The following is an 11,834-nucleotide window of genomic DNA, read 5'->3' on the forward strand; positions in this document are numbered from 1 at the left end:
GCTGACGACCACTCACACCCCGGGAGCCACCCATCATGACGATCAGTCACCGCCGCCTGGGCGCCGGCGAGCACAAAGTCATCGTCCTGCACGACTGGTTCGGCACCACGGCCGGCTGGGGCCCGTTCCTGGACTACCTGGACAAGAGCGCCTTCGGCTACGCCTTCCTCGACTACCGCGGCTACGGCGAGCGGGTCGAGGTCCCCGGCGAGTTCACCCTCGCCGAGATCGCCGCCGACACCCTCGCCCTCGCCGACGAGCTGGGCTGGGAGCAGTTCTCGCTGGTCGGCCACTCGATGGGCGCCAAGGCGGCCCAGCTGGTGCTGGCCCAGGCGCCGCACCGGGTGCGCAAGCTGGCCGCCGTCGCGCCGGTGCCGGCCGCGGCCTTCCCGCTCGGCGAGCAGGAGCACGCCCTGTTCCACGCCGCCCCGCGCAACTTCACCGCCCGGCGGATGATCCTGGACCAGGTCACCGGGCAGCGGGCGAACGCCGTCTGGCTGGACCGGATGGTGGCCCGCTCCACGGCGACCAGCCGGGTGGACGCCTTCGACGCCTATCTGACCGAGTGGACCACCCAGGACTTCGCCGCGAAGGTGGCCGGTCTGCCGCTGCCGGTGCGGGTCTTCGTCGGCGAGCTGGACCTGGCGCTCACCACCGAGACCTTCCGCACCGGCTGGCAGCCGCTCTACCCGGCCGCCGAGCTGCAGGTGCTGCCGGCCACCGGCCACTACCCGATGTACGAGACCCCGGTCGCCTTCGCCACCGCGCTGGAGGCCTTCCTGCGGGGCTGACGAGGCGCTTCAGGCGGCACCGTCGCCGATGGCGGCTACCCTTGCCGGGTGGCCGCCATCGACATCCCCGCCCCCACCCTCAAGAAGCCCCAGCCCGAGGTCGGGCTGGACTTCCCGCGCGCCTGGGTCGAGTTCGCCGACCCCGCCGACGACGAGCAGGTCTTCCGCTGCGACCTGACCTGGCTGACCTCCCGCTGGGGCTGCATCTTCGGCCAGGGCTGCCACGGCATCCGCCCGGGCCGCGGCGAGTCCGACGGCTGCTGCACGCTGGGCGCGCACTACTCGGACGAGGACGACGAGCAGCGCGTCATCGAGCACGCCAAGCGGCTGACCCCCGAGACCTGGCAGTACTTCGAGCGGGGCACCGACAAGAAGGGCCGGCTCAAGCTCGACGGCGGCATCACCATGCTGGACGAGGACGGCGACCGGCAGACCCGCCGGGTCGACGGCGCCTGCATCTTCCTCAACCGTCCCGGCTTCGCCGGCGGCCAGGGCTGCGCGCTGCACACGCTGGCCCTGCAGGAGGGCAAGGAGCCGCTGGAGACCAAGCCGGACGTCTGCTGGCAGCTGCCGATCCGCCGCACCTACGACTGGATCGACCGCCCGGACGACACCCGCTACCTGCAGGTGAGCATCGGCGAGTACGACCGGCGCGGCTGGGGCCCGGGCGGCCACGACCTGCACTGGTGGTGCACCAGCAGCCCGGAGGCGCACCAGGGCCCCGACGCGGTCTACGTCAGCTACCGCGCCGAGCTGACCGAGCTGATGGGCCCGGCGGCCTACGCGGTGCTGGCCGAGCTGTGCGACCAGCGGATCAAGAGCAGGGCCGACCGCAAGCTCGCGCCGCACCCCGCCGACCCGAAGCGCAAGAAGGACGCGTAGCCGCAAGACGGACGCGCAGCCGCGAGAAGGACGCGCAGCCGCCGGCGGCTGCCCGGCTCCCGGCTACTTGTCGATGTCCCCGACCACGAAGAACATCGACCCGAGGATCGCCACCATGTCCGCCACCAGTGTGCCGGGCAGCAGCTCGATCAGCGCCTGGATGTTGTTGAAGGACGCCGAGCGCAGCTTGAGCCGCCAGGGCGTCTTGTCGCCGCGCGAGACCAGGTAGTAGCCGTTGACCCCGAGCGGGTTCTCGGTCCACGCGTAGGTCTCGCCCTCGGGTGCCTTGAGCACCTTGGGCAGCCGCAGGTTGACCGGCCCGCCCGGCAGCCGCTCCAGCCGGTCCAGGCAGGCGTCCGCCAGGTCGAGCGAGTTGGTGGTCTGCTCCAGCAGGCACTCGAAGCGGGCCAGGCAGTCGCCCTCCTCGCGCACCGCCACGGTGAGCACGTCCTGCAGCTCGCCGTAGGCCAGGTAGGGCTCGTCGCGGCGCAGGTCGAAGTCGACGCCGCTGGCCCGGGCGATCGGGCCGGTGATGCCGTAGGCGTGCACGTGCTCGGGGGCGAGCACGCCGACTCCCGCCGTGCGGGCCCGGAAGATCTCGTTGCCCAGCACCAGGTCCTGGTAGACCGGCAGCTGGCCGCGGACGGCGGCGATCGCGGTGCGGACCCGGCCGAGCCAGCCGGCCGGCAGGTCCTCCTTGAGGCCGCCGACCCGGTTGAACATGTAGTGCATCCGGCCGCCGCTGGCCTCCTCCAGCACCTGCTGGAGTTCCTCGCGGCTGGTGAAGGCGTAGAAGACGGGGGTGATGCCGCCCAGCTCCAGCGGGTAGGAGCCGATGAACATCAGGTGGTTGAGCACCCGGTTGAGTTCGGCGAGCAGGGTGCGGGTCCACACCGCGCGCTCGGGCACCTCCATGCCCAGCATCCGCTCGACGGCGAGCACCACGCCCAGCTCGTTGGCGAAGGCGGAGAGCCAGTCGTGCCGGTTGGCCAGCATGATGATCTGCCGGTAGTCCCGGGCCTCGAAGAGCTTCTCGGCGCCGCGGTGCATGTAGCCGATGACCGGCTCGGCCGAGACGATGCGCTCACCGTCCAGCACCAGCTTGAGCCGGAGCACACCGTGGGTGGCCGGGTGCTGCGGGCCGATGTTCAGCACCATGTCGGTGGAGGCGCCCAGACCGTCATCAAGGGGGGCGGCTCCCGCACCGATGCCGACCGTGGTCTCCCTCAAGCTGCTCATGCCCCCAGAGTCTGCCATCCCGCCAGCCCCGCCAAGCTCCGCGGTACCGGCATCCGGACAGCCTGGACGAGCCAGCCGAAGCCGCCCAACCCGGCGGTGGCCGTGAGCTCGGCCGCCTCCCCCGCGGCGGCCAGCGCCCGGACGTACCCTGCCGGGTCGCTGGAGGCCAGCGCGAGCGGCGGCCTGCTGCCGTCGACACCGAGCGCGCGCAGGGCGTCCCGCTGGGTTGTCCACAGGCTGTGGACACCGGGGACGGCCACCGAGTCGAGCGCCACGTGCGCCGTCAGGTCGCAGCTGCCGTCCGGCACCGGGGGCACCTCGCGGCCGTCCCGGAAACCGGTCAGCGTCCCGAAGATCGGCCGGTCCGACTTCCGGTGCGCGTAGTCCACCGCCACCGCGAGCCCACGGTCCAGCGCGCCCACCGCCGCCGCCCAGGCCGCGTCCCGGGTGCCGCCCAGCTCAAGCCTTTCCCCCTGGGTCCGATCGCCCTCGGGCCACCACCGCTGCGCCCACTCGGCGTCGGCCCCGGTCAACGGCGGGCCGAGCCGCTCCTCCCCCGTCACGGTGACCTCGACGTAGCGCGGCACACCGTCCTCGTCCCGTTCGGCGATCGCGAGCGGCACGTTGTCCAGCCACTCGTTGGCGAACAGCAGCCCCACCGCCCCCTGGGGCACCCGCTCGGTCCACCGCACCTGCTGCGGCAACCCGCCCGGGCGGGCCGCCAGCTCGACGCCGTAGGCGCGCAGCCGGCCCGGCAGCAGCTCGCAGAGCGCCCCGACCAGTTCCCCGCGGCCGGCCCCCACGTCGATCAGGGCGATCTCCTCGGGGTGGCCGAGCGCCTCGTCCACCTCCAGGAGCAGGCGCCCGACGGCCGCCGCGTACTGGGGTGAGGCGTGCACGGAGGTCCTGAAGTGCCCGGCAGGTCCCTCAGGACGGTGGTAGAAGCCGCCCTGGGACCCGTACAGGGCCCCTTCCATGGCGGGTCGCCAGCGCATCCAGGTCATGTCCGCGACGGTACCGGGCTCCGACCTGCGGACGAGGCCGGGATCGCTCTTGTGGCGGACGGGATGGCCCTCGGCGACTGCCTAGGCTTGTCACGTGCATCGACTCTACGCCTGGCTTCGCGGACACCCCATGGTGGTCGATGGCGTCTGGGCGTCCATCGTGCTCTTCCTGGCCCTGGTGTCCAACATGAACACCGTCGGCTGGCGCCGCGAGGCCTACTACCTCATCACCGTGCTGATGTTCGGCCTGATGGTGGTGCGCCGCCGCTGGCCGGGGCCGACCACGGTCGCGGCGATGCTGCTCGGCCTGATGCAGGTGCTGGCGAACATCGACCCGGACGCCTCTTCGCTGGGCTACCTGGTCTTCGTCTACACCGGCGCCGCCTTCGCCGTCCCCTGGATCTCGCGCTTCGCGCTGGTCAGCGGCCTGCTCGCCGGACCGCTGACGGTCGGCATGCTGCACAAGACCTCGGACGACGGCTCACCCGTCCACGGCTTCCTGCAGCAGGCCTTCGTGGCCGCGCTGCTCTCCACCCCCTTCATCCTCTGCTGGGCCTGGGGCCGCCTCACCCGGGTCCGCAGCGCCTACCTGGTGGAGCTGGAGGACCGCGCGGCGCGGCTGGAGCGCGAACGCGACGCCCAGGCCAAGGTGGCGGTGGCCGCCGAGCGCGCCCGGATCGCCCGCGAACTGCACGACGTGGTCGCCCACAACGTCTCGGTGATGATCGTCCAGGCCGACGGCGCCGCCTACGTGATGGACAACTCGCCGCAACAGGCCAAGGAGGCGCTGGGCACCATCGCCTCCACCGGGCGGCAGGCGCTGGTCGAGATGCGCCGCCTGCTGGGCGTGCTGCGCACCGCCGACGCGATCGAGGAGTACGTGCCGCAGCCCGGGGTGGAGGAGCTGCCCGAGCTGCTGGAGCAGGTGCGCACCGCCGGCCTGCCGGTGGAGTACTCCACCTCGGGCGAGGTCCGCGAGCTGCCGCGCGGCGTCGAGCTGACCGTCTACCGGATCGTTCAGGAAGCCCTCACCAACGTGCGCAAGCATGGCGGACCGAACGTCAGCGCCCGGGTGGCGGTGGACTTCGGCGACCGCGACCTGAACGTGCTGATCGAGGACGACGGCCGTGGCAGCACCGACGAGCAGCTCTCCCGGGGCGGCACGGACGGCCAGGGCCATGGTCTGATCGGCATGCGTGAGCGGATCGGCATGGTCAGCGGCAGCCTGGACGCCGGCCCGCGGCCCGGCGGCGGGTTCCGGATCCGCGCCGTGCTCCCCCTCAAGACGGCCCGATGAAGGAGAACCCCAGGTGACGATCCGCGTGATGCTCGTCGACGACCAGGAACTGCTGCGCACCGGCTTCCGGATGGTGCTGCAGTCGCAGGCGGACATCGAGATCGCCGCCGAGGCGGGCGACGGCGCCCAGGCCATCGAGGTGGCCGCCGCCAGCCAGGTCGACGTGATCCTGATGGACGTCCGGATGCCCCGGCTGGACGGCGTGCAGGCCACCCGGCGGATCTGCCTGGAACCCGACGGCACCCCCCGCGCGGGAGCCCCCAAGGTGCTCATCCTGACCACCTTCGACCTGGACGAGTACGCCTTCGCCGCGCTCAAGGCCGGGGCCAGCGGGTTCCTGCTCAAGGACGTGCCGCCCACCGAGCTGGTCACCGCGATCCGCTCGGTGCACGCCGGCGACGCGGTGGTCGCCCCGACCACCACCCGGCGGATGATCGACCGGTTCGCCGAGGTGCTGCCCATCCCGCAGCCCGCCTCGGGCCCGCCCGCGCTGACCCCGCTGACCGAGCGCGAGCGCGAGGTCTTCCTGCTGGTCGCCCAGGGGCTGTCGAACAGCGAGATCGCCGCCGAGCTGGTGCTCTCCGAGGCCACCGTGAAGACCCACGTCGGGCGGATCCTGGGCAAGCTGGGCCTGCGCGACCGGGTGCAGGCCGTGGTGCTCGCCTACGAGGCCGGACTGCTGCGGGCCGGCCGCGCCTAGGGCTTGTCCGGGCGGGTCCGGGCCGGGTCGTAGGATGGGACGGACCGTCTGGTACCCGTATGAGGACTGGAACGCAGAAGCCCGTGAGCACCTCCGATCTGTTCGCCCTCCCCGACCCGGGTGACCCCGCGGCCCGTCCCGCCCGCCTGACCGTGGGCGTGGTGGGCACCGGACGGGTCGGCCCCGCGCTGGGCGCCGCCCTGCAGCTGGCCGGCCACCAGGTGGTGGCCGCCTCCGGCGTCTCCACCGCCTCGCGCCGCCGTGCCGAGGCGCTGCTGCCCGGGGTGCGCCTGGTGACGCCCCCGCAGGTGCTGGCCGCCGCCGACCTGGTCCTGCTCACCGTGCCGGACGACGCGCTGGCCGACCTGGTCGCCGGCCTGGCCGCCACCGGCGCGATCCGCCCCGGCCAGCTGGTGGTGCACACCTCGGGCGCGCACGGCGTGGGCGTGCTGGCCCCCGCCACCCGGGTCGGCGCGCTGCCGCTGGCGCTGCACCCGGCGATGACCTTCACCGGCGGCTCGGTCGACCTGGCCCGCCTGGCCGGCTGCCCGTTCGGGGTGACCGCTCCCGAGGAGCTGCGCCCGGTGGCCGAGGCGCTGGTGGTGGAGATGGGCGGCGAGCCCGAGTGGGTGCCCGAGGAGGTCCGCCCGCTCTACCACACGGCCCTGGCGCACGGCGCCAACCACCTGGTCACCCTGGTCGCGCAGGCCATGGAGCTGCTGCGCACCGCGGGCATCGCGGAGCCGGGCCGGCTGCTCGGCCCGCTGCTCGGTGCCGCGCTGGACAACAGCCTGCGCTCCGGCGACGCGGCGCTGACCGGCCCGGTCGCCCGCGGCGACGCCGGCACCGTGCGCCGCCACCTGGCGCAGCTGACCACCGTGTCCCCGGACATCCCGGCGGCCTACCGGGCGATGGCGAAGGCCACCGCACAGCGGGCGCTGGCCCACGGGACGCTGACGGACGAAGCGGCGGCCTCGCTGCTGGACGTACTCGACGAGGAGAACTAATGGCCCGCCCCAAGCCCGCCGCCAAGGCCCCCAAGGTCCGCAAGACCCAGCTCACCCACACCGTCGGTGACTTCGAGGCGGCCTTCTGGCCCGACGAGAGCCCGGTGGACAACGCGCTCGTGATGACCATGGGCGCACTGCACGAGGGCCACGCCGCGCTGATCCGGGCCGCCCGCAAGGAGGTCGGCCCCGAGGGCCGGGTGGCCGTGACGGTCTTCGTCAACCCGCTGCAGTTCGGCCCGACCGAGGACCTGGACCGCTACCCGCGCAGCCTGGCCGCCGACGTGCGGCTGGCCGAGGAGCACGGCGCCGACGTGGTCTTCGCCCCGCTGCCCGAGGAGGTCTACCCCAACGGCACCCCGCAGGTGAGGCTGAGCGCGGGCCCGATGGGCGAGCGGTTCGAGGGCGCCACCCGCCCCGGGCACTTCGACGGGGTGCTGACCGTGGTGGCCAAGATGCTGCACATCACCGACCCGGACTACGCGTTCTTCGGCGAGAAGGACGCCCAGCAGCTGGCCGTCATCCAGCGGATGGTGGCCGACCTGGACTTCGACGTCGAGGTGATCGGCGTGCCGACCATCCGCGAGACGGACGGCCTGGCGCTCTCCTCGCGCAACCAGTACCTCTCCGAGACCGAGCGCGCCCAGGCGCTGGCGCTCTCCCGCGCGCTGTTCGCCGGCCGCGACGTGGCCGCCAAGGGCCCGGCGGCCGTGCGCGAGGCCGCCGCCCAGGTGCTGGCCGAGGCGGACGGCGTCGCACTCGACTACCTCGCCCTGATCGACCCGCACGACTTCGTCGAGGCGCCGGACGACTTCCAGGGCGAGGCGGTACTGGCCGTGGCGGCGAAGGTGGGCTCCACCCGCCTGATCGACAACGTCCGCATCCAGGTCAGGTAAGTCAGCAGTCCCTTCGGCATGCACTCAACCCAGGAGGCGTGACCCATGCTCCGCACCATGCTCAAGTCCAAGATCCACCGGGCCACCGTCACCCAGGCCGACCTGCACTACGTCGGTTCGGTGACGGTCGACCAGGACCTGCTCGACGCGGCCGACCTGCTCCCCGGCGAGCTGGTCCACATCGTCGACATCAACAACGGCGCCCGGCTGGAGACCTACACCATCGCCGGGCCGCGCGGCACCGGCGTGATAGGCATCAACGGCGCCGCCGCCCGCCTGGTCCACCCCGGCGACCTGGTGATCCTGATCGCCTACGGGCAGATGGACACCGCCGAGGCCAAGGCCTACCAGCCCAAGGTGGTCTTCGTGGACGCGGAGAACAAGATCACCGGCTTCGGTTCCGACGCCGCCGAAGCCCTGCCCGGGACGGACACCCTGCGCGGCGACGCCGTACACGCGTAACACCGGCCGACTGGAGCCTGAGATGCCTGCGACCCACCGCCTCACCGCACCCGCCCCCGGCTGGACCGCCACGACCGACGTCGTGGTGGTCGGCTCGGGTGTCGCCGGCCTGACCGCCGCCCTGAACATCCGCAAAGCGGGCCTGCGGGTGACGGTGGTCACCAAGGCAGTGCTCGACGAGGGCTCGACCCGCTGGGCCCAGGGCGGTGTCGCCGCCGCCCTGGGCGAGGGCGACACTCCCGAACAGCACCTGGCCGACACCCTGGTGGCCGGCGCCGGGGTCTGCGACGAGCAGGCCGTGCGGGTGCTGGTCACCGAGGGCCCCGAGGCGGTGCGCCGCCTGATCGCCCTCGGTGCGGCCTTCGACACCGACGCCGAGGGCGAGATCCTGCTCACCCGCGAGGGCGGCCACCACCGCAACCGGATCGTCCACGCGGGCGGCGACGCCACCGGCGCGGAGATATCGCGCGCCCTGGTCGCCGCCGTCCACGCCGACCCCGAGATCGAGCTGGTCGAGCACGCGCTGGTGCTCGACCTGCTCACCGACGCCGCGGGCCGCACCGCCGGGCTGACCCTGCACGTGATGGGCGAGGGCCAGCGTGACGGGGTCGGCGCGATCCGGGCCAGGGCCGTGGTGCTGGCCACCGGCGGCATGGGCCAGGTCTTCTCCGCCACCACCAACCCGGCGGTCGCCACCGGCGACGGGGTGGCGCTCGCGCTGCGGGCCGGCGCCGAGGTGGCCGACCTGGAGTTCGTCCAGTTCCACCCCACCGTCTTCTGGGTCGGGCCGGGGGCCGAGGGCCAGCTGCCGCTGGTCTCCGAGGCCGTCCGCGGCGAGGGCGCCCACCTGGTGGACGCCGCCGGCACCCGGTTCATGGTCGGCCGGCACGAGCTGAACGAGCTGGCCCCGCGCGACATCGTGGCCAAGGCGATCATGCAGCAGATGGCGGCCCAGGGCGCCGAGCACATGTACCTGGACGGGCGGCACTTCGGCGCCCGGATGTGGGCCGAGCGCTTCCCCACCATCCTGGCCGCCTGCCGGGCCCACGGCATCGACCCGGTCACCGAGCCGATCCCGGTGGCCCCGGCCGCGCACCACGCCTCCGGCGGGGTGCGCACCGACCTGCACGGGCGGACCTCGGTGCCCGGCCTGTACGCCTGCGGCGAGGTGGCCTGCACCGGGGTGCACGGCGCCAACCGGCTGGCCTCCAACTCGCTGCTCGAAGGCCTGGTCTTCGCCGAGCGGATCGCCCACGACCTGGCCGAGCGCAGTGCGGCCGGCGAACTGCCGCTGCGCGAGGTCGATGTGGCCGGCGCCCGGGCCGCCACCCCCGTGCCACTGCCCGCCCCCGAGGCCCGGGCCCGGATCCAGCACCTGATGTCGCGCGGCGCGGGCGTGCTGCGCTCGGCCGGGAGCATGGCCGGCGCCACCGAGGGGCTGGCCGCGGTCGCCGCCGGCGCCGCCGAGCGCGCCGCCGAGCAGAAGCCGGCCGACCCGCGGGTGGAGACCTGGGAGGCCGCCAACCTGCTGCTGGTCGCCACCGCGCTGGTGGCCGCGGCCACCCGCCGCACCGAGACCCGCGGCTGCCACTGGCGCGAGGACTTCCCCGATCGCGACGACGCCACCTGGCAGCGTCATCTGACCACCGTCCTGGACGCCGCCGGTGTCCGCGTCCGTGAGGAGCACCAGAACCGATGACCCACAGCCACGAGGAACTTCCGATGGCCGATCAGGACGGCTGCGGCGCCGGCTGCGGCTGCGCCGACGGCGAGGGCTACGAGACGGGCCTGGACCCGGCGCTGGCCGAGCTGCTGGAGCAGGCGGGCCTGGACCCGGTCGAGGTCGAGGACATCGCCACCCTGGCGCTGGCCGAGGACCTGGCCGGCGGCGAGGACGTCACCTCGGTGGCCACCGTCCCCGAGGACGCGGTGGCCACCGCCGACTTCACCGCCCGCGAGGCGGGCGTGGTGGCCGGCCTGCGGATCGCCGAGGCCGTGGTCTCGCTGATCTGCGAGGAGGAGTTCGAGGTCGAGCGGCACGTCGAGGACGGCGACCGGGTCGAGGCCGGCCAGGTGCTGCTCTCGGTGCGCAGCCGCACCCGCGACCTGCTCACCGCCGAGCGCAGCGCGCTCAACCTGCTCTGTCACCTGTCCGGCATCGCCACCGCCACCCGCGCCTGGGCCGACGCCTTGGCGGGGACCGGCGCCGCGGTGCGCGACACCCGCAAGACCCACCCGGGCCTGCGGGCGCTGCAGAAGTACGCGGTGCGCTGCGGCGGCGGCGTCAACCACCGGATGGCGCTCTCCGACGCCGCGCTGATCAAGGACAACCACGTGGTCGCCGCGGGCGGCGTGGCCGAGGCCTTCGCGGCCGTCAAGGCCGCCTACCCCGAGCTCCCGGTGGAGGTCGAGGTGGACACCCTGGAGCAGATCCCGCCGGTGCTGGCTCTGGGTGCCGACCTGATCCTGCTGGACAACTTCACCGTCCCGCAGATGCGCGAGGCGGTCGAGCTGGTGGCGGGCCGGGCCAAGCTGGAGGCCTCCGGCGGTCTGACCCTGGCCACCGCGCGCGAGGTCGCCGAGACTGGTGTCGACTACCTGGCGGTCGGCGCGATCACCCACTCGGTGCCGGTCCTGGACATCGGCCTGGACCTGCGGGCCTGATCCAGCGGCCGACCGCTGACGACCCTTGACGACCCCTCCGATCCGGAAAGCGGGGCCCATGCTCCTCACCATCGACGTCGGCAACACCCAGACCACGCTCGGCCTGTTCGACGGTGAGGAGGTCGTCGACCACTGGCGGATCTCCACCGACCCGCGCCGCACCGCCGATGAACTGGCGGTCCTGATGCAGGGGTTGATGGGCCGCCAGCCCGGTGGTGCGGGCCGTGAACGGGTGGACGGGCTGGCGATCTGCTCGTCGGTGCCCGCCGTGCTGCACGAGCTGCGCGAGGTGACCCGCCGCTACTACGGCGACCTGCCCGCGGTGCTGGTGGCCCCCGGCGTCAAGACCGGGGTGCATGTGCTGATGGACAACCCCAAGGAGGTCGGCGCCGACCGGATCGTCAACGCGCTGGCCGCCAACCACCTTTACGGCGGACCGTGCATCGTGGTCGACTTCGGCACGGCCACCACCTTCGACGCGATCAACGAACGCGGCGACTACGTGGGCGGCGCGATCGCCCCCGGCATCGAGATCTCGGTCGAGGCGCTGGGGGTGCGCGGCGCCCAGCTGCGCAAGATCGAGCTGGCCAAGCCCCGCAACGTGATCGGCAAGAACACCGTGGAGGGCATGCAGTCCGGCGTGCTCTACGGCTTCGCCGGCCAGGTGGACGGGCTGGTCACCAGAATGGCCAAGGAGCTGTCGCCCACCGACCCCGAGGACGTCCAGGTGATCGCCACCGGCGGCCTGGCCCCCCTGGTGCTGGACGAGGCGAGCACCATCGACGTGCACGAGCCCTGGCTGACGCTGATCGGGCTGCGACTGGTCTACGAGCGGAACACCGCCACCTGACGGCCTGTCATATATAAAGCTGGGCCATCCGGGCGGCGCCAT

General features: G+C 73.3%; 12 protein-coding genes. 10 read left to right on the top strand and 2 right to left on the bottom strand.

What is annotated here, in order from left to right; all coding sequences use genetic code 11:
* The first annotated feature begins 35 nt into the window (after nt 1–35).
* Nucleotides 36–791, top strand: a complete 756-nt coding sequence (locus ACFZB9_RS13200) for an alpha/beta fold hydrolase (RefSeq protein WP_391446504.1) — start codon at nt 36–38, stop codon at nt 789–791.
* Between the two features lie 48 nt (nt 792–839).
* On the top strand, nt 840–1,673 hold the full coding sequence (locus tag ACFZB9_RS13205) for a hypothetical protein (protein WP_391446507.1): 834 nt from the start codon (nt 840–842) through the stop codon (nt 1,671–1,673).
* Nucleotides 1,674–1,736: 63 nt separating this feature from the next.
* Here the strand turns inward: ACFZB9_RS13205 and ACFZB9_RS13210 are convergent, their stop codons facing one another.
* On the bottom strand, nt 1,737–2,903 hold the full coding sequence (locus tag ACFZB9_RS13210) for an NADH-quinone oxidoreductase subunit D (RefSeq protein WP_391446763.1): 1,167 nt from the start codon (nt 2,901–2,903) through the stop codon (nt 1,737–1,739).
* Nucleotides 2,904–2,908: 5 nt separating this feature from the next.
* The gene (locus tag ACFZB9_RS13215) at nt 2,909–3,916 is read right to left on the bottom strand and encodes an SAM-dependent methyltransferase (RefSeq protein WP_391446508.1); all 1,008 of its coding nucleotides are present in this window, start codon (nt 3,914–3,916) and stop codon (nt 2,909–2,911) included.
* Nucleotides 3,917–4,010: 94 nt separating this feature from the next.
* Here ACFZB9_RS13215 and ACFZB9_RS13220 point away from each other — a divergent pair, with 94 nt between their 5' ends.
* The 8 genes from ACFZB9_RS13220 to ACFZB9_RS13255 are packed head-to-tail and all read left to right on the top strand — an operon-like array spanning nt 4,011 to nt 11,792.
* Nucleotides 4,011–5,213 carry a sensor histidine kinase gene (locus tag ACFZB9_RS13220; protein ID WP_391446510.1) on the top strand — a complete coding sequence of 401 codons (1,203 nt, stop codon included), beginning with the start codon at nt 4,011–4,013 and terminating at the stop codon, nt 5,211–5,213.
* Nucleotides 5,214–5,226: 13 nt separating this feature from the next.
* A complete protein-coding gene (locus ACFZB9_RS13225; RefSeq protein ID WP_391446512.1) occupies nt 5,227–5,913 on the top strand; it encodes a response regulator in 687 nt (228 codons plus the stop codon).
* A 59-nt stretch (nt 5,914–5,972) separates the two neighbouring features.
* Nucleotides 5,973–6,920, top strand: a complete 948-nt coding sequence (locus ACFZB9_RS13230; protein WP_391446514.1) for a Rossmann-like and DUF2520 domain-containing protein — start codon at nt 5,973–5,975, stop codon at nt 6,918–6,920.
* Entirely contained in the window at nt 6,920–7,816 is an 897-nt protein-coding gene (gene panC / locus ACFZB9_RS13235; protein ID WP_391446516.1) for a pantoate--beta-alanine ligase, read from the top strand. Before ACFZB9_RS13230 ends, panC begins: the two co-directional genes overlap by 1 nt.
* Before the next feature lie 45 nt (nt 7,817–7,861).
* Nucleotides 7,862–8,278 (top strand): aspartate 1-decarboxylase, encoded by a 417-nt coding sequence (gene panD, locus ACFZB9_RS13240; RefSeq protein ID WP_184936936.1) that lies wholly within the window; start codon nt 7,862–7,864, stop codon nt 8,276–8,278.
* A gap of 22 nt (nt 8,279–8,300) precedes the next feature.
* Complete coding sequence (locus ACFZB9_RS13245; RefSeq protein ID WP_391446519.1) at nt 8,301–9,977, top strand: L-aspartate oxidase; 1,677 nt, start codon at nt 8,301–8,303, stop codon at nt 9,975–9,977.
* Nucleotides 9,974–10,942: a carboxylating nicotinate-nucleotide diphosphorylase gene (gene nadC, locus ACFZB9_RS13250; RefSeq protein WP_391446521.1), complete on the top strand. Its 969-nt coding sequence runs from the start codon at nt 9,974–9,976 to the stop codon at nt 10,940–10,942. Before ACFZB9_RS13245 ends, nadC begins: the two co-directional genes overlap by 4 nt.
* A 58-nt stretch (nt 10,943–11,000) precedes the next feature.
* Complete coding sequence (locus ACFZB9_RS13255) at nt 11,001–11,792, top strand: type III pantothenate kinase (protein ID WP_391446523.1); 792 nt, start codon at nt 11,001–11,003, stop codon at nt 11,790–11,792.
* The last annotated feature ends 42 nt before the right edge of the window (nt 11,793–11,834 follow it).

The sequence above is a fragment of the Kitasatospora sp. NPDC008050 genome, from assembly GCF_042957465.1.
Taxonomy (GTDB): Bacteria; Actinomycetota; Actinomycetes; order Streptomycetales; family Streptomycetaceae; genus Kitasatospora.

Bases quoted from the DNA above. Each gene is read 5' to 3' on its own strand.
- ACFZB9_RS13200 (WP_391446504.1), top strand. From the start codon at position 36: ATGACGATCAGTCACCGCCGCCTGGGCGCCGGCGAGCACAAAGTCATC.
- ACFZB9_RS13215 (WP_391446508.1), bottom strand. From the start codon at position 3,916: ATGACCTGGATGCGCTGGCGACCCGCCATGGAAGGGGCCCTGTACGGG.
- ACFZB9_RS13230 (WP_391446514.1), top strand. From the start codon at position 5,973: ATGAGGACTGGAACGCAGAAGCCCGTGAGCACCTCCGATCTGTTCGCC.
- panC (WP_391446516.1), top strand. From the start codon at position 6,920: ATGGCCCGCCCCAAGCCCGCCGCCAAGGCCCCCAAGGTCCGCAAGACC.
- panD (WP_184936936.1), top strand. From the start codon at position 7,862: ATGCTCCGCACCATGCTCAAGTCCAAGATCCACCGGGCCACCGTCACC.
- ACFZB9_RS13245 (WP_391446519.1), top strand. From the start codon at position 8,301: ATGCCTGCGACCCACCGCCTCACCGCACCCGCCCCCGGCTGGACCGCC.
- nadC (WP_391446521.1), top strand. From the start codon at position 9,974: ATGACCCACAGCCACGAGGAACTTCCGATGGCCGATCAGGACGGCTGC.
- ACFZB9_RS13255 (WP_391446523.1), top strand. From the start codon at position 11,001: ATGCTCCTCACCATCGACGTCGGCAACACCCAGACCACGCTCGGCCTG.